Source organism: Mycolicibacterium smegmatis (assembly GCF_001457595.1).
Taxonomy (GTDB): domain Bacteria; phylum Actinomycetota; class Actinomycetes; order Mycobacteriales; family Mycobacteriaceae; genus Mycobacterium; species Mycobacterium smegmatis.
The window spans coordinates 4,349,662-4,370,799 of the sequence record NZ_LN831039.1 but is presented as its reverse complement, the minus strand read 5'-3'; the positions used below and the strand labels follow the sequence as shown (position 1 = coordinate 4,370,799).

20 protein-coding genes are annotated in these 21,138 nt (G+C 69.3%); 10 read left to right on the top strand and 10 right to left on the bottom strand.

Annotated elements, in window-relative coordinates; translation table 11 throughout:
• Nucleotides 1-14: 14 nt before the first annotated feature.
• Both AT701_RS20960 and sucB read right to left on the bottom strand, forming a co-directional pair.
• Nucleotides 15-923, bottom strand: coding sequence for a TIGR01777 family oxidoreductase (locus tag AT701_RS20960; RefSeq protein ID WP_003895680.1), 909 nt, complete (start codon nucleotides 921-923; stop codon nucleotides 15-17).
• Nucleotides 924-975: 52 nt separating this feature from the next.
• The gene (gene sucB / locus AT701_RS20955) at nucleotides 976-2,727 is read right to left on the bottom strand and encodes a 2-oxoglutarate dehydrogenase, E2 component, dihydrolipoamide succinyltransferase (RefSeq protein WP_058126524.1); all 1,752 of its coding nucleotides are present in this window, start codon (nucleotides 2,725-2,727) and stop codon (nucleotides 976-978) included.
• Nucleotides 2,728-2,931: 204 nt separating this feature from the next.
• Here sucB and AT701_RS20950 point away from each other — a divergent pair, with 204 nt between their 5' ends.
• Nucleotides 2,932-3,279, top strand: a complete 348-nt coding sequence (locus AT701_RS20950) for a hypothetical protein (RefSeq protein WP_011729701.1) — start codon at nucleotides 2,932-2,934, stop codon at nucleotides 3,277-3,279.
• Between the two features lie 74 nt (nucleotides 3,280-3,353).
• On the top strand, nucleotides 3,354-5,090 hold the full coding sequence (locus tag AT701_RS20945; RefSeq protein ID WP_058126523.1) for an SDR family oxidoreductase: 1,737 nt from the start codon (nucleotides 3,354-3,356) through the stop codon (nucleotides 5,088-5,090).
• On the opposite strand, the gene AT701_RS20940 is transcribed toward AT701_RS20945, so the two are convergent.
• Both AT701_RS20940 and AT701_RS20935 read right to left on the bottom strand, forming a co-directional pair.
• Nucleotides 5,087-6,640, bottom strand: coding sequence for a leucyl aminopeptidase (locus tag AT701_RS20940; protein WP_014877992.1), 1,554 nt, complete (start codon nucleotides 6,638-6,640; stop codon nucleotides 5,087-5,089). The two genes, AT701_RS20945 and AT701_RS20940, sit on opposite strands and share 4 nt — an antisense overlap.
• 10 nt (nucleotides 6,641-6,650) lie before the next feature.
• Entirely contained in the window at nucleotides 6,651-7,742 is a 1,092-nt protein-coding gene (locus AT701_RS20935) for an adenylate/guanylate cyclase domain-containing protein (protein ID WP_058126522.1), read from the bottom strand.
• Nucleotides 7,743-7,798: 56 nt separating this feature from the next.
• On the opposite strand from AT701_RS20935, the gene gcvT reads away from it, so the two are divergent.
• Together gcvT and AT701_RS20925 are read left to right on the top strand one after the other, a co-directional pair.
• The gene (gene gcvT, locus AT701_RS20930; RefSeq protein WP_058127690.1) at nucleotides 7,799-8,896 is read left to right on the top strand and encodes a glycine cleavage system aminomethyltransferase GcvT; all 1,098 of its coding nucleotides are present in this window, start codon (nucleotides 7,799-7,801) and stop codon (nucleotides 8,894-8,896) included.
• Nucleotides 8,897-8,945: 49 nt separating this feature from the next.
• Nucleotides 8,946-10,052, top strand: a complete 1,107-nt coding sequence (locus tag AT701_RS20925; RefSeq protein ID WP_058126521.1) for a branched-chain amino acid aminotransferase — start codon at nucleotides 8,946-8,948, stop codon at nucleotides 10,050-10,052.
• On the opposite strand, the gene AT701_RS20920 is transcribed toward AT701_RS20925, so the two are convergent.
• Genes AT701_RS20920 through AT701_RS20905 form a run of 4 tightly spaced genes read right to left on the bottom strand, consistent with a single transcriptional unit; the run spans nucleotide 10,049 to nucleotide 13,099 of the window.
• Entirely contained in the window at nucleotides 10,049-10,774 is a 726-nt protein-coding gene (locus tag AT701_RS20920; RefSeq protein ID WP_058126520.1) for an adenosylcobinamide-GDP ribazoletransferase, read from the bottom strand. The genes AT701_RS20925 and AT701_RS20920 overlap by 4 nt on opposite strands.
• A gap of 19 nt (nucleotides 10,775-10,793) precedes the next feature.
• On the bottom strand, nucleotides 10,794-11,849 hold the full coding sequence (cobT, locus tag AT701_RS20915) for a nicotinate-nucleotide--dimethylbenzimidazole phosphoribosyltransferase (RefSeq protein ID WP_058126519.1): 1,056 nt from the start codon (nucleotides 11,847-11,849) through the stop codon (nucleotides 10,794-10,796).
• On the bottom strand, nucleotides 11,846-12,385 hold the full coding sequence (locus tag AT701_RS20910; protein WP_058126518.1) for a bifunctional adenosylcobinamide kinase/adenosylcobinamide-phosphate guanylyltransferase: 540 nt from the start codon (nucleotides 12,383-12,385) through the stop codon (nucleotides 11,846-11,848). Before AT701_RS20910 ends, cobT begins: the two co-directional genes overlap by 4 nt.
• Nucleotides 12,386-12,412: 27 nt before the next feature.
• Complete coding sequence (locus tag AT701_RS20905) at nucleotides 12,413-13,099, bottom strand: DUF3043 domain-containing protein (RefSeq protein WP_058126517.1); 687 nt, start codon at nucleotides 13,097-13,099, stop codon at nucleotides 12,413-12,415.
• A gap of 226 nt (nucleotides 13,100-13,325) precedes the next feature.
• On the opposite strand from AT701_RS20905, the gene AT701_RS20900 reads away from it, so the two are divergent.
• Nucleotides 13,326-13,682, top strand: coding sequence for a HesB/IscA family protein (locus AT701_RS20900; protein WP_003895666.1), 357 nt, complete (start codon nucleotides 13,326-13,328; stop codon nucleotides 13,680-13,682).
• Nucleotides 13,683-13,719: 37 nt separating this feature from the next.
• On the opposite strand, the gene AT701_RS20895 is transcribed toward AT701_RS20900, so the two are convergent.
• A complete protein-coding gene (locus tag AT701_RS20895) occupies nucleotides 13,720-14,337 on the bottom strand; it encodes an Rv0361 family membrane protein (protein ID WP_058126516.1) in 618 nt (205 codons plus the stop codon).
• A 230-nt stretch (nucleotides 14,338-14,567) separates the two neighbouring features.
• Between AT701_RS20895 and AT701_RS20890 the strand changes: the two genes are divergently transcribed.
• On the top strand, nucleotides 14,568-15,545 hold the full coding sequence (locus AT701_RS20890) for a carbohydrate kinase family protein (protein WP_011729690.1): 978 nt from the start codon (nucleotides 14,568-14,570) through the stop codon (nucleotides 15,543-15,545).
• Between the two features lie 21 nt (nucleotides 15,546-15,566).
• Here the strand turns inward: AT701_RS20890 and asnB are convergent, their stop codons facing one another.
• Nucleotides 15,567-17,543 carry an asparagine synthase (glutamine-hydrolyzing) gene (gene asnB, locus AT701_RS20885; RefSeq protein ID WP_058126515.1) on the bottom strand — a complete coding sequence of 659 codons (1,977 nt, stop codon included), beginning with the start codon at nucleotides 17,541-17,543 and terminating at the stop codon, nucleotides 15,567-15,569.
• Nucleotides 17,544-17,702: 159 nt separating this feature from the next.
• On the opposite strand from asnB, the gene ctaC reads away from it, so the two are divergent.
• From ctaC to AT701_RS20865, 4 genes are all read left to right on the top strand, one after another.
• The gene (gene ctaC, locus AT701_RS20880) at nucleotides 17,703-18,728 is read left to right on the top strand and encodes an aa3-type cytochrome oxidase subunit II (protein WP_003895662.1); all 1,026 of its coding nucleotides are present in this window, start codon (nucleotides 17,703-17,705) and stop codon (nucleotides 18,726-18,728) included.
• A 19-nt stretch (nucleotides 18,729-18,747) separates the two neighbouring features.
• Nucleotides 18,748-19,167: a cytochrome c oxidase subunit 4 gene (locus AT701_RS20875; protein ID WP_003895661.1), complete on the top strand. Its 420-nt coding sequence runs from the start codon at nucleotides 18,748-18,750 to the stop codon at nucleotides 19,165-19,167.
• Nucleotides 19,168-19,342: 175 nt separating this feature from the next.
• Nucleotides 19,343-20,236, top strand: coding sequence for an MmpS family transport accessory protein (locus tag AT701_RS20870; protein ID WP_011729687.1), 894 nt, complete (start codon nucleotides 19,343-19,345; stop codon nucleotides 20,234-20,236).
• Nucleotides 20,236-20,799: a DUF2561 family protein gene (locus tag AT701_RS20865; RefSeq protein ID WP_003895659.1), complete on the top strand. Its 564-nt coding sequence runs from the start codon at nucleotides 20,236-20,238 to the stop codon at nucleotides 20,797-20,799. Before AT701_RS20870 ends, AT701_RS20865 begins: the two co-directional genes overlap by 1 nt.
• Nucleotides 20,800-21,138: the final 339 nt, after the last annotated feature.

Sequence of the window (21,138 nt, the reverse complement as noted above, 5' to 3'; positions counted from 1 at the left end):
ATCGACGGTACTCGTCAGGGCTCCTTGGGTGCGGTGACGTGGGCGAGCGCCTCACGCACTGTCTTGTGGTGGAATTCGAATCCCTTGTTCTCCAGGGCCGCCGGGATCGCCCGCTGCCCGGCGAGCAGGCCTTCGTCGGCGAACTCGCCCAGCAGCGTGCGCAGCGCCACCGCGGGTACGAACAACGGCGTCGGGCGGCCCAGTGTGCGGCCAAGTACCGAGGTGAACTCGGCGTTGGTGACCGGGGCCGGCCCGGTGACGTTCACCGGGCCGGACATCGTGTCGTTGTCCATCGTGAACCGCACGGCGCGGATGTGGTCCTCCAGGCTGATCCACGGCATGTACTGGCGGCCGTTGCCCAGACGTGCGCCGAGCCCGAACGAGAACAGCGGCTTGAGCCGGCCGATCAGGCCGCCCGAGCGCGCCAGCACCAGACCCGTGCGCAGCAGCACCACGCGAGTGCCCGCCGCGACGGCCTGCGCGGTGGCGGCCTCCCAGTCCTGGCACAGCGTGGCCAGGAAGCCCTGGCCCGCAGGGGCCGACTCGTCGGTGATCCGGTCACGCGTGTCGCCGTAGAAACCCACGGCGCTGGCGTTGATCAGCACCGGCACGCCGGCGTCGGCCACCGCGGCCGACAGCACCTCGGTGGGTCCGATGCGGCTGTCCCGCAGGCTCTGCTTGAACGCGCCCGACCAGCGTTTGTCGCCCAGGTTGACCCCGCACAGGTTCACCACGACGTCCACGCCGTGCAGCGCGGTGGCGTCGAACTCACCTGTGTCGGGGTTCCAGAACAGCTCGTCGGGGTTGGACGGGGCCCTGCGCACGAGGCGCAGCACGCGGTGACCGTCGGCACGCAGCGCCGACGTCAGCGCCGAACCGATCAGGCCAGAGGACCCCGCGATCGCGATGACGGCGTCGGCCACGTTGCCTCAACCCCTCCTAATCCCCTGCAAGCTCCCCCCGGCCGGGGCCGGTTCACAAACCCAGGTCGGCCTCGAACGCGCCCTCTTCGAGCCTGCGCTTGATCGTGGTCAGGAACCGTCCGGCGTCGGCGCCGTCGATCAGGCGGTGGTCGTAGGTGAGCGGCAGGTAGCACACCGACCGGACACCGATCGACTCGTTGCCGTACTCGTCGACGATCACGCGCGGCCGCTTGACGATGGCACCCGTGCCCAGCATCGCCGCCTGCGGCGGAACCAGGATCGGGGTGTCGAACAGCGCGCCCTGGCTGCCGATGTTGGTGATCGTGAAGGTGCCACCGGCCAGCTCATCGGGCTTGAGGTTGCCCGACCGGGCGCGGGCGGCGATATCGGCGATCGCGCGCGCCAGGCCGCCCAGCGAGAGGTCACCGGCGTTGTGGATCACCGGCGACAGCAGACCCTGGTCGGTGTCCACCGCGAAGCCGAGGTGCTCGGCGTCGTAGTAGGTGATCTCCTTGGTGTCCTCGTTGTAGCTGGCGTTGACGTTGGGGTGGATCTTCAACGCGTCGATCACCGCACGCGCGATGAACGGCAGGAACGTGAGGTTGACGCCTTCGCGCTCGGCGAACTCGGCCTTGGCGCGGGCCCGCAGCGCCACGATCTTGGTCATGTCGACCTCGTGGGTCTGCGTCAGCTGCGCGGTGGCCTGCAGCGACTCACGCGTCTTCTTCGCGGTGATCTGACGGATCCGGTTCGCCTTCTGCGTGGTGCCGCGCAGGTGTGCGAGCGCCGGGGCAGGCGTGGCCGATGCGGCAGCCGGGGCCGCGGGCGCCGCCGCGGCGGGGGAGGCTGCCGGAGCCTGCTTGGCCTCCTTGGCCTTCTCGGCGGCCGCGAGCACGTCCTGCTTGCGGATGCGGCCACCGACACCGGTGCCCTTGACCGTGGAGAGGTCGATCCCGTTCTCCGCGGCCAACTTCCGCACCAGCGGAGTGACATAGGGGGAACCGTCGGAGCTCGCCGCGGGGGCGGGCTCGGCCTTGGGCTCAGGCTTGGGTTCGGGCTTCGGTTCCGGCTTGGGTTCGGCCTTGGGCTCGGGCTTAGGTTCCGGCTTGGGTTCGGGCTTCGGCTCGGCCTTGGGCTCGGGTTTCGGCTCGGGCTTCGGCTCGGCCGCCGCGCCGGCGTCGCCGATCTTCGCCAGCTCGCCGCCGACCTCGACGACGTCGTCCTCGTTGGCGGTGATCGACAGCAGCGTGCCCGCCACCGGTGACGGGATCTCGGTGTCGACCTTGTCGGTGGACACCTCGACGATCGGCTCGTCGACCTCGACCTTGTCGCCGACGTTCTTCAGCCAGCGGGTCACGGTGCCCTCGGTGACCGACTCGCCCAACTCGGGCATCAGGATCGGGGTGGCCGACCCGCCGCCCTGCGACGGGGCCGACGATTCGGCAGGCGCGGACTCGACGGATTCCGCCGGGGCCGCGGTCGGCTGGGTCTGCTGGGGCTCGGGTTCGGGCTCAGGCTCGGGAGCCGGGGCGGAGTCTTCAGAGGGTGCCTCGGCGGATGCCTCGCCGGCCTCGCCGATCACCGCGAGTTCGCCACCGATCTCCACGGTGTCGTCCTCCTGCGCGACGATCTTCGTCAACACACCGGCGGCCGGGGAGGGGATCTCGGTGTCGACCTTGTCGGTGGACACCTCGAGCAGTGGCTCGTCGAGTTCGACGGTGTCGCCCTCCTGCTTGAGCCAGCGGGTCACCGTCCCCTCTGTGACACTCTCACCTAGTGCGGGCATCTGGACGGAGATGGCCATGTGTGTTGACTCCCTCGGACGGTCACTTTTGACGACTCGAACTCTGGCTTACCACAGTCAGGTGCACCGGGTACGGCACCTAACTGGAATGTCAGGACCATCCTGTCATTGGTCCGCCGTTCGTACGAACTCAGGGTTACCCAGGCCACAGAAAAGCTCTGGCACTATCGAAAACGGGGCCAACGCAGTGAGGAGACCGGTCGGTTGGGATGGTTCGACAGATTCCGCCGCGGAGGATCGGTGCGTGCGGGCGACCCCGCGGCCGACCTCCAGTACATGCAGAGATGGGTGGCTGAGCACACCGGGGTCGAGGCGTACGTGGAACCCAGGACCACCGTCACCGATGTCACTGTGGTGCTCGTCGCGGCCGACGGAGAATGGACCAGGCGGCGCGCCGGGGGAGAGCGCGGAGCCCGCAGGCTCGCCGACCGGCTGAAGATCCCGGTCTACGACGTCCAGAAGACCGGCTACCCGCAGCGCATGCGTGACCACGACGCGCGCCGCCGCATCGAACGCAAACGCGCCATGCGGCGCGAACTGGAAGAAAGCTAGCGCCACCTCTACCCGGTACCGGCGGTATTGGATACTGTCGTCTCGGCATTCATCGGCGTCATGCAGGGGGCAACATGCACACCTTCGTCACCAGCCAGGACGGCACGCGCATCGCGGTCTACCAGCAGGGCGACCCCGAGCGGCCCACCATCGTGATGGCCCACGGCTGGCCTGACTCGCACGTGTTGTGGGACGGCGTCGTGCGTGAGCTGGGGGACCGGTACCGCATCGTGCGCTACGACAACCGTGGCGCGGGCGCCTCCGACGTGCCCAAGGCGACGTCGGCATACACGATGGAACGCTTCGCCGACGACTTCTCGGCCGTGATCGACGCGGTGAGCCCCGACGCGCCCGTGCACGTGCTCGCCCACGACTGGGGCTCGGTGGGGATTTGGGAGTACCTGAGCCGGCAGGGATCGGCGGCACGCATGGTGTCGTTCACGTCGGTGTCGGGGCCCAGCACCGACCATTACGGCGCCTACGTGCGACGCGGCCTGGCCCGGCCGTACCGCCCCGTCCAGTTCGCCAGGGCCGTCAACCTGGCTTCGCGGTTCAGCTACTGGATCCCGTTCTCGATCCCCGTGCTCGCGCCCGCGCTGATGCGCCGCGGGGCGGCGCGCCGCCTGCAGGCCATCGACACACCCGGACCCAAATTCCAGTCCGAGAACCTCGACATCGACGCCGCGAACTCGCTGAAGATCTACCGCGCCAACGCGATCCGCTCGTTCACCCACGTGCGCCGCGACCACTACGTGCAGGTGCCCGTGCAGTTGATCTGCAACCGCAAGGATCCCGTGGTGCGTGGCGAGGGCTACCGCGACGAGTCCAAGTGGGTGCCGCTGCTGTGGCGCCGTGACCTCGACGCCGGGCACTGGGCGCCGTTCTCGCACCCGCGCGCCATCGCGCAGGCCGTCGGCGAGTTCGTCGACCACATGGAAGGCGCGCCACCGGCCCGCGCCCTGCGCCGGGCCGAGGTGGCCAGGCCGCGAAAGGCTTTCAGCGACACGCTCGTATCGGTGACAGGTGCCGCGAGCGGCATCGGACGTGCCACGGCGCTGGAGTTCGCCAGGCTGGGCGCCGAGATCGTGGTCAGCGACATCGACGAGGCCGGGGCGAAAGCCACGGCGACCGCGATCGACGAGGCCGGCGGGGTGGCCCACGCCTACGGTCTCGACGTCGCCGATCCCGATGCCGTGCAGCGGTTCGTCGACGACGTGTGCGCGACGCACGGCGTGCCCGACATCGTGGTCAACAACGCGGGCATCGGGCATGCGGGTAATTTCCTGGACACCCCGGCCGACCAGTACGAGCGGGTGCTCGAGGTCAACTTCGGCGGGGTGGTCAACTGCTGCCGCGCCTTCGGGCGCCGCCTGGTCGAGCAGGGCACAGGCGGACACATCGTCAACGTCGCGTCCATGGCGGCCTACTCACCCGCCGGGTCGATGAACGCCTACGCCACGAGCAAGGCCGCGGTCTTCATGTTCTCCGACTGCCTGCGCGCCGAACTCGCCCACGCCGGGATCGGCGTCACCACACTGTGCCCGGGCATGATCGACACCGGGATCGTCGACACCACACGGTTCGACGTGCCCGCGCACAAGGCGGGGCAGGTCGAGGCGCGGCGGGCCCAGGTCAAGAAGACCTTCCAGGCCCGCCGCTACGGGCCCGAGAAGGTCGCCAAGGCCGTCACCTCCGCGGTGTCGCGCAACCAGGCGCTGCGGCCGGTGACCCCGGAAGCCTATGTGGCCTACGGGGTCTCACGCCTGTTCCCGGCCGCGCTGCGCCGCGCGGCCCGCTCCCAGGTGCTCTAGCCGTTCGCCGCGATGTCCTCCAGCACGGCGAACATCGTGCGCGCAGGCACACCCGTTCCGCCCTTGGGCGTGTAGCCCCACGGCCCGCCGGTGTTGTACGCGGGCGCCGCGACGTCGATGTGGGCCCACTGCACACCCTCGGCGACGAACTCGCGAAGGTAGGTGCCCGCCACCAGCATTCCGGCGAAACGCGATCCGCTGACGTTGGCCAGGTCGGCGACCGTGGACTTGAGGTCGTCGCGCAGTTCCTCGGGAAGCGGCATGGGCCAACCGTTCTCGCCGACGTCCTGCGACAGCTTCGCGACGCGGTCGCGGAACTCGTCGCTGCCCATCACACCGGGGGTGCGCGCGCCGAGTGCCACGGTCTGCGCGCCGGTCAGCGTCGAGGTCTCGATCAGGTAGTCGGGGTTGTCCTCGCAGGCCCGCACGATCGCGTCGGCCAGGATCAGCCGGCCCTCGGCGTCGGTGTTGAGCACCTCCACGGTGATACCGCCGTACTGGGTCAGCACGTCGCCGGGCCGCTGCGCGGTCGCCGACGGCATGTTCTCGGCCATCGGCACGGTCGCGATCACGTCGATCGGCAACTGGCGCACCGCGGCGAGCGCCACGGTCGCGATGACCGCGGCCGCACCACCCATGTCGGACGTCATGTGGTGCATGTTGGCTGCGGGCTTGATCGAGATGCCGCCGGTGTCGAACGTGATGCCCTTGCCCACGAGCGCGACGCGCTTGCCCTTGCGCTTGGCGCCGAGGTGGCTCAGCCGCACCAGGCGCGGCGGTCGCGACGAACCCTTGCCGACGCCGATGATGCCGCCGTACCCGGCCTTCTCCAGCGCCTTGTCGTCGAGAACCTCGACCTTGAGGCCGACCGACTCGCCGAAAGCCTTTGCGCGCTTGGCGAATTCATCGGGGAACAGGTGGCTGGGCGGGGTGTTGACGAAGTCACGAGCAGTGGCCACCGCAGTCGCGATGTCGACGCCGCGCTGCGCTTCGGCCTTGGTCGGCGCCTTGGTGTCGTGCGCCAGCACGGTGATCGCGGTCAGCCCGGGCCCCTTGGGCGCGGTCTTCTCGCTGCGGAAGTCGCTGAACCGGTAGGCGCCGAGGATCAGACCCTCGACGGCGGCCGAGAGGGCCTGCGGGCCGGACGCCGACAACGTCGTGATGACCGTGGCGACCTTGCCGTCGAGCGCGCGGGCCGCGTTGCCCGCCGCGCGGCGGATCACGTCGGCGGGCCACTCGTCGCGATCCTTGCCGAGGCCCACCGCGAGCACACTGCCGACCGGCAATGCGTCGACGACCAGCCGGTGGGTCTGCCCTTCGCCGCCGGTCGCGCCGAGGGCCCGCAGGCCCGATTCGATCGCGGTGACGACGGTGGCGTCGAAGAAGGGCGCGGGTGTCAGCAGCTTCGGCGCGGAATCGGTGTCCGACCTCTTGTTGTTCGAGTCGTTGCTGACGACGCCGACCACCAGAACTGCCTCGGCGACGCCCCTGCGGGGCAACGACGAGCTGACGGTGACGGTGGGGGCCTGGTAACCGGGTGCGTTGCTCACCCGCACAACCCTAGCCAGACTCCCTGGGAGTGAGCGCGAAGGCGGGGATCGGTCGATCGAAACCCTTCAGCTTCAACTCCCGCGGTCCGGTGGCCGGCCAGTCTCCCAGCGCCTCGCGCAGGGCGGCCGACACCAGCACCTGTCCCGGCTCTGCGGCCTGCACCAGCCGCGCGGCCAGGTTCACCGAGTTGCCGAAGTAGTCGCCGTTGATCGCGAGTACCGCACCGAAATCGAGCCCCGCTCGCACCCGCACGTGCGCCTGCCTGGCCTTGGGGTGCTCCACCAGGTCGACCGCCGCGAGGGCCAGAAGGTGCGGTGTGGTGGCCACCCACATCACCGCGTCGCCGATGAACTTCACCACGCGGCCACCCGCGGCGTGTACGACATCTGATGCCGCGGAACTGAATTCGTTGAGCAGATCGGTCAACTCGACCGTGGTGAGCATCTGCGTCAACGCGGTGAAGTCCGACAGGTCGGCGAAGCCGACACCGCACTCGACAGTCTCCGAACCCGCGCGGATGACATGCTCGAAGTAGGTCCGCGTGCTCATCAGGTGATGGCGGTGCGCGGCGTCCATCAACGCCCCGATCCGCGGGATGTACGCCGCCGCGGTGCGGTAGGCCTGCGCGGTGGCGAGCTCGTCGTGGGTCTGGTCGATCATGATGTCTGGCGAGCTCGCGCGCAGCATCGACGACTCGGCCTCCGAGATGCGGGCCAGCGCCGAGCCGATGACCCGCAACAACCCGGTGGCGGCCTCGTCGCCGAGCACCGCGCGCATCTCCGACCAGGTCCGCAGGCCCTCCACGTCGGCCCCGCTCAGGGCGGGCACGTCGACCCCGGCGACCGTGAGGCCCAGTGCGGCCCACGCGCGTTCGACGTCGGCGACGGGCAACCCGAGTTCGTCGGCCGCGCTCGCAAGACTGTGGATCGCAGGCCCCGAGGCCTGCAGCCGGTCACCGGCCAGCCCGAACAACCGGCCGCGGCGCTCGGCGTCGACCATCTCCTCGGCCGTGAAACCCAGCCGGTCGAGGTAGGAGATGAGCCCGGCACGCCTGCGGGCATCGGCGATCCCGGCGGCTTCGAGCGCATCGAAATCGACCACGCGTCGAGTGTGACAGTCAGGCCCGTGCGGGCGGGCCCGATCGATAAGGTGGTGTGGTGAGTGACGAGCTGCTGCAAGGACCGTTGGAAGACCGCCACCGCGAGCTGGGAGCCAGCTTCGCCGAATTCGGTGGCTGGCTGATGCCGGTCTCCTATGCGGGCACGGTCACCGAACACAACGCGACCCGCAGCACCGTGGGCCTGTTCGACGTCAGCCACCTCGGCAAGGCGCTGGTCAAGGGGCCCGGCGCGGCGGCCTACGTCAACTCCGCGCTGACCAACGACCTCGGCAAGATCGGGCCAGGCAAGGCGCAGTACACGTTGTGCTGCACCGAATCCGGCGGGGTGATCGACGACCTGATCGCCTACTACGTCTCCGACGACGAGATCTTCCTGGTGCCCAACGCCGCCAACACCGCCACCGTGGTCGAGGAACTGCAGCGCCATGCACCCGACGGGCTGACCATCACCAACGAGCACCGTTCGTACGCCGTGCTGGCGGTACAGGGCCCCAAGTCCGCCGAGGTGCTCGACAAGCTCGGCCTGCCCACCGACATGGACTACATGGGCTACGCCGACGCCGAGTTCGAAGGCGTGTTCGTGCGCGTGTGCCGCACCGGGTACACCGGTGAGCACGGCTACGAACTGCTGCCCGCGTGGGACCGTGCCGGGGTGGTGTTCGACGCGCTGGTCGCTGCCATGCGCGCCGCGGGTGGCGAACCCGCAGGTCTGGGCGCCCGCGACACGCTGCGCACCGAGATGGGTTACCCGCTGCACGGCCACGAACTCTCGCTGGACATCTCACCGCTGCAGGCGCGCTGCGGTTGGGCGGTCGGCTGGAAGAAGGACGCGTTCTGGGGGCGCGACGCGCTGCTCGCCGAGAAGGCGCAGGGCCCCAAGCGCGTGCTGCGCGGTCTCAAGGCGCTGGGCCGCGGTGTGCTGCGCGCCGACCTCGCGGTGCTCGACGGGGACACCCGCGTCGGCGTCACCACGTCGGGCACGTTCTCGCCGACGCTGAAGGTGGGCATCGCGCTGGCGCTGATCGACACCGAACACGACATCGCCGACGGTGCCCGCGTCACGGTCGACGTGCGCGGCCGGGCGGTCGAGTGCGAGGTCGTCAAACCGCCGTTCGTCACACCCAGCACGCGGTAGATCCACGCCTGGCAAAAATGGCTGGCATGCAGGCGATACAATCGCCGTTATGAATAGCGGTCCGCTCGAGTTCACGGTTTCTGCCAACACGAATCCGGCGACCGATGCGGTACGCGAATCCATCCTCGCCAACCCCGGTTTCGGCAAGTACTACACCGACCACATGGTGTCGATCGACTACACCGTGGACGAGGGCTGGCACAACGCGCAGGTGATCCCGTACGGCCCGATCCAGCTGGATCCGTCGGCCATCGTGCTGCACTACGGCCAGGAGATCTTCGAGGGTCTCAAGGCCTACCGCTGGGCCGACGGCTCCATCGTGTCGTTCCGCCCCGAGGCCAACGCGGCGCGTCTGCAGTCCTCGGCGCGCCGGCTCGCGATCCCCGAATTGCCCGAAGAGGTGTTCATCGAGTCGCTGCGCCAGTTGATCGCGGTCGACGAGAAGTGGGTGCCGCCCGCCGGTGGTGAAGAGTCGCTCTACCTGCGGCCCTTCGTCATCGCCACGGAGCCCGGCCTGGGTGTGCGCCCGTCCAATGAGTACCGCTACCTGCTGATCGCCTCACCAGCGGGCGCCTACTTCAAGGGCGGCATCAAGCCCGTGAGCGTGTGGCTGTCGCACGAGTACGTGCGGGCCTCTCCCGGCGGTACCGGTGCGGCCAAGTTCGGCGGCAACTACGCGGCGTCGCTGCTGGCGCAGGCGCAGGCCGCGGAGATGGGCTGCGATCAGGTTGTGTGGCTCGACGCGATCGAGCGCCGCTACGTCGAAGAGATGGGCGGCATGAACCTGTTCTTCGTGTTCGGCAGCGGAGGCTCGGCACGCCTGGTCACCCCGGAGCTGTCCGGTTCGTTGCTGCCGGGCATCACGCGGGACTCGTTGCTGCAGTTGGCAACCGATGCGGGCTTCGCGGTCGAGGAGCGCAAGATCGACGTCGACGAGTGGCAGAAGAAGGCTGGCGCGGGCGAGATCACCGAGGTGTTCGCGTGCGGCACGGCCGCGGTCATCACTCCGGTGTCGCACGTCAAGCACCACGACGGCGAGTTCACCATCGCCGACGGCCAACCAGGTGAGATCACCATGGCGCTGCGCGACACCCTGACCGGGATCCAGCGCGGTACGTTCGTCGACACCCACGGCTGGATGGCCCGGCTGAACTAGCCGATCGCCAGGCCCAGCGCTGCCAGCGTCGTCGTCACCTCGACGGCGGCGCCCAGCACGTCCCCTGTGATGCCGCCGAACCGGCGCACGCAGTGCGCGACCAGCGCCAGCGCGCAGCCGATCGCGACCAGCACAGCGAGCGGGCCCTGCCACGGGCGCGGGCAGGCGAAGACCGCCAGCGCGGCCAGCGCCACGATCCAGCCCGCCACCACCAGATGCGGTTGGCTGCCCGCGACCGCGGCGCCCAGTGTGCTGCCCGCCGCCGCGGGCACCGAACGGCGGCAGGCGGCCACCACCGCGACCCGGCCCGCCACCACCGCGGTGACGACCGCGAGGACACCCGCCTCGGCGAAAGTCAGTGCCTGCACCGCGATCACGACAACCACCGCGGCGACGCCGAACGGTCCGGCGGAGCCGTCGCGCATCACCGCGAGGGCGCGTTCGGGCGGGCCGTAGCAGCCCAATCCGTCGACGGTGTCGCAGAACCCGTCGATGTGCAGGCCACGGGTCGCGAGCAGCAGCACCGCCACCGCCAGCACACCCGGCAGGGGGCTGCCCGCCGCGAAGGCCCATCCGCCCGCCCACACCACGGCCGCGGCCAGCGCGCCGAGCGCGAGGCCGACAAGGGGCAGCGCGGTGAGCGCGCCCCGACCCACCCCGGTTGAGGCGCGGACCGGCAGCACCGTGCCGAACGCGAAAGCCCCTGCGACTGAACGGATCACGAGCGCCTCACGACTCTGATCACGATTCCGAGATGCCGGCCTCGTCGAACGTTGCCATCGACGTGAGCGTGGCGACCGCGGCGCGCACGACGGGCAGCGCGACGGCCGCGCCGGTGCCCTCACCCAACCGCATCTGCAGATCCACGATCGGCTCGAGCTGCAACTGCGTGAGCGCGAGCGCGTGTGCGGGTTCGGTCGACCTGTGCCCGGCCTGCCACCAGGCCCTCGCGCCGGGGGCGAGACGGTCGGCGACCAGCGCGGCGGCCGTCACCACGAGCCCGTCGAGCAGCACCGGCGTGCGACGCACGGCGGCCTGCGCGCAGAACCCGGCCATCGCCGCCAGATCGGCACCGCCGCACACCCGCAGCAGCCCCAGCGGGTCGTCGACGACGCCGCGGGCGCGGTACAACGCGTCACGCACGGCGCTGGTCTTGCGCATCCAGCCCTGGTCGTCGATACCGGTGCCACGGCCGACCACGGCCACCGGTTCGGCACCGCTGAGCGCCGCGACCAGCGTGGTCGCGGCGGTCGTGTTCCCGATGCCCATGTCGCCTGGGATCAGCAGGTCCGCACCAGCGTCGACCTCCTCGTCGGCGATGCGCCGGCCCGCGTCGACCGCGGCGGCGGCCTCCTCGGCACTCAGCGCGTCCTCGACGGCGATGTTGCCCGAACCGCGGCGCACCTTGTGGGCGCCGACCGCGGGGGACAGCGGTTCGTCGCAGTCGACGCAGATGTCGACGACGCGCACCGTGGCTCCCGCGGCGTCGGCCAGCACGTTGATCGCCGCGCCGCCCGCGTCGAAATTGGCCACCATCTGCGCGGTGACCTCGGCGGGAAACGCCGACACCCCGGACTTCGTGGCGCCGTGGTCACCGGCGAACACCACGATCCGGGGACGCGTCAGCGGCTGCGGCGGGCACGTGCCCTGGCACGCCGCGACCCACACCGACAGTTCCTCGAGGCGGCCGAGCGAGCCCGGCGGTTTGGTCAGGCGCTTCTGCCGGTCGCGCGCCGCGGCGGCCGCATCGGCATCCGGGGCGACGACGCTGTCGAAGGTGACCTGCGTATCGGTCATGTCGGCTCCTTCACGGTTACCGGCTGGCCTGCCACCACGAGCACCACGCGGTCGCACACCGCGGCGAGGCGTTGGTTGACCGTGCCGAGTTCGTCGGCGAACCGCCGCCCGGCCGCGGTCGCGGGCACGACCGTCAGGCCCACCTCGGGGCTCACCATGACCAGGGGTGCGGGGAACGCGGCCACCGCATCGACCAGCGCGGTGATGTCGCCGGTCACCGGATGACCGGCCCACGCGTCACGGCGGTCCATCGTGGCCGTCAGCCACCCGCCGATGTCGTCGACCAGCGTCGCGACGTGCGGCGCGGCCGCCAGCGTTGCGGGCAGGTCGGTGGTCTCGACGGTCTGCCAGTGTGCGGGGCGGCGCACCTGGTGCGCCTCGACGCGCGTCGCCCAGTCGGCGTCACCCTCGGGTACGGGACCGGTCGCGACGTAGCGCACGCGTGCCCGCTCACCCTCGCCGGCGAGTTGCTGCGCGACGGACTCCGCCCACTGCGATTTCCCGGACCGGATTCCGCCGAGCACGAGCACGCGCACGATGTCAGGTGTGCTTCGACGCGGGCATCAGGCGATCTTGGCGCCGCGCTCGACCATGGGGCGCGGGGCACGCATCCGCCGCAGCTGCGACGCCCGGCTCGACGCGTAAAAGCCCAGCTTCCAACCACTTTCGGTGTTGTCGGGGAACTTCGCGTCGACCATGCGGTTGACCTTGCGGCCCAGGTAGAAGCCGTCGAGCACCATCACCGCGACCAGCGCCAGCATGGCGTAGGACAGCACCTGCTGCGCCTGCACGTTCGGCAGCGCGAGCATGAAGAAGATCATCGCCAGAGCGGCGGGCATGAACAGGCCGAGGATGTTGCGGCGCGAGTCGACGATGTCACGCACGTAGCGGCGCACCGGACCACGGTCGCGGGGGAGCAGGTAGGCCTCTTCGCCGGCCATCATGCGCTCGCGGCGCTCGGCCATCTCGGCGCGGCGGGTGATCTTCTCGGCCTTGCGCTCCTCCTTGGTGAGCGTCTTGCGCATCTCCTTGCGGCGCGCACGGGCCTCGGCCGCCGTGAGCGGCGCCGGCGCGACCGGGCCCCGGCGCTTGGCGGCCTCGCTGCGCTTGGGTGTCGGCCTGCCCTTGGGCGGGGTGGTGCGGGGGCGGTCCTCGGCGGCCGGGCCGTTCTGCTCGTCCACGGCGGAATCCGCAGCGTCGCTCGCGACGTTCTTGTCGTCGTCGTTGTTCTTTCGGCCCAGCAGTTTCACGCCAGCCAGGTTACTGCCCTCGGCGCATGCTGCCGTCCTCGGCCCAAAGCGTCCGCCGCCGGGCGCGAGCCCGTCTTGACCCACTAAACCTTGCCTCAGCCTGTGGATGAGTCGGGAATAGCCGCAGAACGAGGTACCGTTGACATAGTGAACGCGCGGGCGATCCACGCGTTTCGATGAACTCAGGTATCCGCCCCGCCGGATGCCCAGATGTTGAGGGAGAGCAATGACTGTTCAGGACGCGACCGCCACCGAAACCCACGGTGTCACCCTGACGGACGCTGCCGCCGCCAAGGCCAAGGCGCTGCTGGACCAGGAGGGCCGCGACGACCTCGCGCTGCGCATCGCCGTCCAGCCGGGTGGTTGCGCCGGTCTGCGCTACAACCTGTTCTTCGACGACCGCACCCTCGACGGGGACCTCACCGCTGAGTTCGGCGGCGTGACGCTGACCGTCGACCGGATGAGCGCGCCGTACGTGCAGGGCGCGACGATCGACTTCGTCGACACCATCGAGAAGCAGGGCTTCACGATCGACAACCCCAACGCCACCGGCTCATGCGCCTGCGGCGACAGCTTCAACTGATCACCTGACATCACTTCGGACGGGCGGCCGGTACTGCTTAGTACTGGCCGCCTGTGCGTAGGACGTACGAGCACACCAGCACGTCGTCGCCGCCGTCGGTCTTGTCGACCAGCAGCTGAGCCACACCCTGCTGCTCCTCGGCGGGCGGACGCTGCCCCCGTGACGAACTCCTCGCCGGCGCCACGCGCATCGTGAACAGCACCTGAGCCTGCGTCGTCGACCACGGCACGATCTTGTCGATGCTGGTCACCTCGACATGGCCGAACTGCTTGCGGAACGTGTCGCCCGCCAGACTCGCCACCGCCAGATCGGCCTTGCGGTCACGCACCGCGTCGAACAGCCCACACATCGTGTGCTTGGCGACGGTCTCGTCGTCGGCGTCGATCAGCGCCGACAGATACTCCTGGATCGCGTCCTTCGCCTGCGTCTCGGTCACCACGCCGGGCTCCGAACCCGAACTGCGCGTCACTTGGACCACGGCGGCCACCACGCCGGCGAGCACCGCGACCGCGAGCACCGCGGCGAGGATCTTCGGCCAGCGCCGCCGCTTCGGATACGGCACCGGCGGCGGCAGCATACCGGGGTAGGCGGACGGAATCTGCTCCGGATACTGTTGCGGCGGAACGGATTCGGGGTACTGGTAGGAACCAGTCATCAAAAATGCTCCCCGGGTGATCTGGACGTCGGTCACCCGTCTACGGTGACCGGGCATACGGTCATACGCAGGTTAGCGCACGGACAACAGGGCACGTACGAGGTGAATGCGCGCTGAACGTGCCAGGTGGCGCGGGTAGCCTTACCTGGGCGACTCGACGACCCGGCGACCTGAATGCTGTGCCGACCTGCGCCGACCTGCCGACGTGACCAAATGAAGGGTGCCACTTCGTGACCATTGCAGTGACCGGATCCATCGCGACCGACCATCTGATGAAGTTCCCGGGCAAGTTCTCCGAACAGCTGCTGGCGGACCATCTGCAGAAGGTCTCGCTGAGCTTCCTGGTCGACGATCTGGTCATCCACCGCGGCGGCGTCGCGGGCAACATGGCCTACGCGATCGGCGTCCTCGGCGGCGACGTCGCGCTGGTCGGCGCGGTGGGCAAGGACTTCGACGACTACCGCGGCTGGCTCACCACGCACGGCGTGAACTGCGACAGCGTGCTCGTCTCCGAGTCGGCCTACACCGCGCGCTTCGTGTGCACCACCGACCAGGACATGGCGCAGATCGCGTCGTTCTACCCGGGCGCGATGTCCGAGGCCCGCAACATCTCGCTGGCCGAGGTGGTGGCCACGCACGGCAAGCCCGACCTGGTGATCGTCGGCGCCAACGACCCCGACGCGATGTTCGGCCACACCGAGGAGTGCCGCAAGCTGGGCCTGGCGTTCGCCGCGGACCCGTCGCAGCAGCTGGCCCGCCTGTCCGGTGAGGAGATCCGCAGGCTCATCGACGGCGCCACCTACCTGTTCACCAACGACTACGAGTGGGATCTGCTGTTGCAGAAGTCCGGCTGGTCGGAGGCCGAGGTGATGGGCCAGATCGAGCTGCGCGTCACCACGCTGGGCGAGAAGGGCGTCGACCTCGTGGGCCGCGACGGCACCTTCGTGCACGTCGACGTCGTTCCCGAGACCCACAAGGAGGATCCGACCGGCATCGGCGACGCGTTCCGCGCCGGCTTCCTCACCGGCCGCAGCGCGGGCCTGTCCCTTGAGCGCTCGGCGCAACTCGCGTCGATGGTGGCCACGCTGGTGCTGGAGGCGCCCGGACCTCAGGAGTGGACGTGGGACCGCGCCGACGCCGTGCGTCGCCTCAGTGAGGCCTACGGCGCCGAGGCAGGCACCGAGATCGAGCAGGCGCTGAGCGCCTGAGGCCCCGCGGTCCCCGTGCGGTTACAGCTGCACGGGGTAATGCGGCTCCTTGATCTGCGGCGTGACGCTGTGCTCGACGAAGATCGCGTGCCACAGCATGAAGACCAGCACGGTCCACAGCCTGCGGCTGTGATCGCTGACGCCGTTGCGGTGCTCGTCGAGCATCGTGCGCACGGCCGCCAGGTCCACGTGCTCGCCGGCACCTGACGAGCCGATCAGCGCATACGCCCAGTCCATGAGCTCACCGGAGCGCAGCCAGTGTCGAATCGGCACCGGGAATCCCAGCTTGGCGCGGTGCAACACATGTGCGGGCACGATCGGCTCCAGCGCGCGGCGCAGCGCGTACTTGGTCGTCGCCCGCGTGATCTTCTGATCGACCGGCAGACGCGAAGCCACCGCGAACACCTCGGGATCGAGGAACGGCACCCGCAGTTCCAGCGAGTTGGCCATCGTCATCTTGTCGGCCTTGACCAGGATGTCGCCGCGCAGCCATGTGAACAGGTCGATGTGCTGCATGCGCGCCACCGGGTCCCAGCCCTGCGACGCCGCGTACACCGGCGCGGTCACGTCGGTGTGCGTCCACTCCTGGCGGAACTGCGGCAACACGGCGCGCAACTGGTCGTCGGAGAAGCTGCGCGCGTTGCCGTAGTAGCGCTCTTCGAGCGTCAGCGAACCGCGGTGCAGCAGGCTCTTGCCGCGCATGCCCTCCGGCAGCGGCTTGGACGCCTTGCCCAGCGACTTGCGCAACGGGCGGGGGAGATAGTCGAACGGTCGCAGCGACAGCGGCTCGCGGTAGATGGTGTAACCGCCGAACAACTCGTCGGCACCCTCACCCGAGAGCACCACCTTGACGTGCTTGCGGGCCTCGCGCGCGATGAAGAACAGCGGCACCAGCGCGGGGTCGGCCACCGGCTCGTCGAGATACCAGACGATCTCCGGCAGCGCCTCGACGAACTCGGCCTGGCTGACCACCTTTGCGACGTGGCGCGCACCGATCGCCTCGGCCGACGCGACGGCCACATCGATCTCCGAGAACCCCTCGCGCTCGAAGCCCGTGGTGAACGTGATCAGACGGGGGTTGTGCCGCATCGCCAGCGCCGCGATCGCCGTCGAATCGATACCGCCGGACAAGAACGCCCCGACGGTCACGTCGGCGCGCATGTGCTTGGCGACCGAATCCTCCAGCGCCGCGGTGATCTCGTCGTAGCGGGCCTGCTCGCTGCCCGCGGCGAAGTTCACCGCCGTGAACTTCGGCACGAAGTACCGCGTCACCTCGGGTGCGGCGCCCGGGCGGATGCGCGCGTAGCTGCCCGATTCGAGCCTGCGGACGCCGCGGTGCAGCGTCTCGGGCTCGGGCACGTACTGCAGCACCGTGTAGTGCTGCACGGCCCGCTGGTCGATACCGAGATCCAGGCCCAGGCGGTCGGCCAGGGCCAGCAGGCACTTCTTCTCGCTGCCCACAGCGGTGCCGCCCGGCCCCGTCGCCATGAACAGCGGCTTGATGCCGAACGGGTCACGCGCACAGAACAGCTCGCGCTTCTCGGTGTCCCAGATCGCGAACGCGAACATGCCGCGCAGCCGGTGCAGCGCGTCGACACCCCAGTGGTGGTAGGCCGCGACGATGGCCTCGCTGTCACCGTCGGTGTGAAATTGCGCACCGAACTCGCTGCGCAGCTGCTCGCGCAGTTCCAGGTAGTTGTAGATCTCGCCGTTGAAGACCAGCAGGTAGCGCCCCGGGGCGTCGGCTGGCCCCCAGCGCAGCGGCTGATGACTGTGGGCGATGTCGATGATCGACAGCCGGTTGAACCCGAGGACCACGTCGGGGTGGGGGTTCTCGGCGTCCGGATCGGGCCAGGTTCCCGGCTCGTCAGGCCCGCGGTGGCGCATCAGATGGGCCGCCTCGGCGACCGCGCTGACCAGCTGAGATCCGGTTCCGGGGGACGCCTCGACCTGGTCGGCTCGGGACGGGTCGGTCACCAGGGCAAGCAGTCCACACACCGCGCCAGTATGTCTGATCGAAGGCGTTGCCCAGCGCAGCACCCGAGCGAATCGCCGGTCGCTGCGCTGGGTTGCAACCGGGTGGTCTACGCTGCGTAGTATTCGCTCGAATCATGACCGCTCGCGGTCGCGAAATACCGACTTCTAGGAGGCGCCAACGTGACACCTCGCGGGTTCCGGGTGGTGGCGTTGTCTATTGTCCTGGGTGGCTCTGCGCTACTGCTGAGCGGCTGCAGCTGGTCTGACGCCCTCGCACTCGGCTGGCCAACGGGCATCACCCCTGAGGCAAAACTCAATCGGGAGCTGTGGATCGGTTCCGTGATTGCGTCGTTCGCCGTGGGTGCGATCGTCTGGGGGTTGATCTTCTGGACCAGCGCCTTCCACCGCAAGAAGGCGACCGACACGGAGTTGCCGCGCCAGTTCGGCTACAACATGCCGCTCGAGCTGACGCTGACGGTCATCCCGTTCCTCATCATCTCGGTGCTGTTCTACTTCACCGTCGTCGTGCAGGAACGCATGATGCACAAGGACCCCAACCCCGAGGTCGTCATCGACGTGACCGCCTTCCAGTGGAACTGGAAGTTCGGCTACCAGAAGATCGCCTTTGCCGACGGCAGCTTCGACTACGACGGCGCCGATCCCGAGCGCAAGGAGGCCATGACCTCCCGTCCCGAAGGTAAGGACGAGCACGGCATCGAGAAGGTCGGCCCCATCCGCGGCATGACCCCCGAGGACCGCACCTACCTGAACTTCGACAAGATCGAGACCCTCGGCACGTCGTCGGAGATCCCGGTTCTGGTGCTGCCCGCAGGCAAGCGCATCGAGTTCGTCCTGAACTCGGCCGACGTGATCCACGGCTTCTGGGTTCCGGAGTTCCTGTTCAAGCGCGACGTGCTGCCGGAGCCGAAGGCCAACAACTCGGACAACGTCTTCCAGGTCAGCGAGATCCAGCAGACCGGCGCGTTCGTCGGGCGCTGCACCGAGATGTGCGGCACCTTCCACGCGATGATGAACTTCGAGGTCCGCGTCGTCGAACCCAACGACTTCAAGGCCTACATCGATCAGCGCAACGCCGGTAAGACCAACGCCGAGGCGCTGGCCGCGATCAACCAGCCGCCGCTGGCGATCACGACCGAGCCGTTCGAATCCCGACGCGGTGAACTGGTGCCGCAGGCGAGCAAGTAGTAGGTAGGGGACAACCTCAATGCATATTGAAGCTCGGCTCTTCGAGATCCTGACCGCCTTCTTCGCGCTGGCCGCGGTGGTGTACGCCGTGCTCACCGCGATGTTCGCCACGGGCGGCGTCGAGTGGGCGGGCACCACCGCGCTGGTGCTCACCACCGGCCTGACCCTCATCACCGGTACGTTCTTCCGCTTCGTGGCCCGTCGTCTCGACACCCGGCCCGAGGACTACGAGGACGCCGAGATCAGCGACGGCGCCGGCGAGCTGGGTTTCTTCGCGCCGCACAGCTGGTGGCCGATCCTGATCTCGCTGTCCTTCTCCACCGCGGCCGTCGGTGCCGCGCTGTGGCTGCCGTGGCTCATCGCGGCGGGCGTCGCCTTCGTGATCACCTCGGTCTGCGGCCTGGTCTTCGAGTACTACTGGGGCCCCGAGAAGCACTGAGTCCTCGCCTTACCGCCTGGTCAAGGTCACAATCAAGACGTCGAATCACTCGACACCCGGCACCGTCGATCTCATCGGCGGTGCCGGTTGGGTAATGTTGCCGGGGCACTGCCGAATGTGTGCGGTCCGAGGCCGACGCAGGTGGCGGTGAAGCAGTCGAGAAGGATAGGCGTAGATGAGCGGGCCGAATCCCACGGAACCGGATGCAAATGGTTCGGATCTGCCGGATCAGACACCCGGAAAGCACGCTGTACCTGAGGAACCCACCCAGGTGTCCGGTACCGACCCGGAGACCGGTGAGACCGAGTTCTACTCCCAGGCGTACTCCGCGCCGGAGGCCGAACAGTACACCGCTGGTCCCTACGTGCCTGCCGACGTGGCGCTCTATGACTACGACAACTACGACCCGGCCTCCGAGCTGGTCGAGGGTCCGCCGCCGCGCTGGCCGTGGGTGGTCGGTGTCACCGCCATCATCGCGGCCATCGCACTCGTGGCGTCGGTAGCGCTTCTCGTCGCGCGTGACGACCAGACCAGCAACCTGGCCACGCCGCGGCCCAGCACGACGACGTCGTCGGCGCCGCCGGTGCAGGACGAGATCACCACCACCACACCGCCGCCGGTCGAGCCGCCACCGCCGCCTCCGCCGTCAGAGGAGGCGCCACCGCCGCCTCCGCCCGAGACCGTGACGATCACCGAGCCGCCGCCGGCCCCCGCGCCGCCGCCGAGTTCGGAGGAACCCGCGCCGCCTCCCGCGACCACCACCGCGCCGCCGGCCACGACGACCACGCCGCCGGCCGGTCCGCGACAGGTCACCTACTCGGTGACCGGTACGAAGGCGCCGGGCGACATCATCACCATCACCTACGTGGATGGCAACGGTAACCGCCGTACGCTGCGCAATGTGTACATCCCATGGACTTTCACGATGACGCCCATCTCCAACTCGGATGTCGGATCGGTCGAGGCCTCCAGCCTGTTTTTGGTGAGCCGGCTGAACTGCTCGATCACCGCGAGTGACGGAACCGTGCTGTCCTCCAACGCCAACAACTCGGCGCAGACTGCCTGCTGATGACGAGCCCGTTCGCCGAACTGAACACCACCGACCGCATCCTGGCCGGAGCCTGCGCGGTCGCGTGGCTGGCCGCGCTCGGAGCGGGTGTGGCGGCGCTGGTGGCCCTCGTCGACCTCGGCCGTGGCCACACACAGGCCGTGGAATCCACCGAGACGCCGTGGCTGCTGTACACCGTCATCGGGATCTCGGTGTTGGTGATCGCCGCGGCGATCCCACTGCTGCTGCGTGCGCGGGCCCAGGCCGACAGCCGCCCGCCCGCCCGCAGCCAGGGGCCCCGCCGTGAGCCCGTCGCGCCGCGACGTGTCGGCTACACCGCGCCGACCTATCGGCAGGATGCCGTGGCCACCGCGTTCGTGGAGAAGGTGTGGCTGCGCTTCGTGCTGTCGGTGACCTGTGCGCTGGGCGTGGCCACCGCGGTCATCGGCCTCGGCACCTATCTGCTGGCCACCGATCACAGCACGGCGGCGTGGTGCGCCTACGGCCTGGCCGGCCTGGTGACCCTCGGCATGATCGCACTGCCCATCATCGCCATCCGCGAGCTCGACCGCTCTGCCGCCTAGCTTCTCGCGTTCCGCGGTTGCAGTTCGGGCTGGCGGGCGGGCGGCCATTTGCACCGCGAGCGTGCGTGTCAGCTCCGCGACACGCCGCTCGGGGTGGGCATTTGGCGCACGCCCGTGGTGTCTGAGGGTGCACGTGTGTTCGTATGTGTGCCTGCCACCCGGCATATGCCTGTGTGTCTGGCGCCCGCTCGCCGTTCGTAACGCAGTGGCGGAGAATCGCGTTCGGGAGCGCCGTGGCGTTACGAACGCGGTGGGTGTGGGGGTTTGGGTGCCCGGCGTGCCCAGTGGTCGCTCGCCGTTTGTAACGCAGTGGCGGAGAATCGCGTTCGGGAGCGCCGT

Coding starts and splice junctions, on each gene's coding strand:
- AT701_RS20945 (WP_058126523.1), top strand. CDS start 3,354: ATGCACACCTTCGTCACCAGCCAGGACGGCACGCGCATCGCGGTCTAC.
- AT701_RS20895 (WP_058126516.1), bottom strand. CDS start 14,337: ATGACTGGTTCCTACCAGTACCCCGAATCCGTTCCGCCGCAACAGTAT.
- AT701_RS20900 (WP_003895666.1), top strand. CDS start 13,326: ATGACTGTTCAGGACGCGACCGCCACCGAAACCCACGGTGTCACCCTG.
- AT701_RS20870 (WP_011729687.1), top strand. CDS start 19,343: ATGAGCGGGCCGAATCCCACGGAACCGGATGCAAATGGTTCGGATCTG.
- sucB (WP_058126524.1), bottom strand. CDS start 2,727: ATGGCCATCTCCGTCCAGATGCCCGCACTAGGTGAGAGTGTCACAGAG.
- cobT (WP_058126519.1), bottom strand. CDS start 11,849: ATGACCGATACGCAGGTCACCTTCGACAGCGTCGTCGCCCCGGATGCC.
- AT701_RS20925 (WP_058126521.1), top strand. CDS start 8,946: ATGAATAGCGGTCCGCTCGAGTTCACGGTTTCTGCCAACACGAATCCG.
- AT701_RS20865 (WP_003895659.1), top strand. CDS start 20,236: ATGACGAGCCCGTTCGCCGAACTGAACACCACCGACCGCATCCTGGCC.
- AT701_RS20875 (WP_003895661.1), top strand. CDS start 18,748: ATGCATATTGAAGCTCGGCTCTTCGAGATCCTGACCGCCTTCTTCGCG.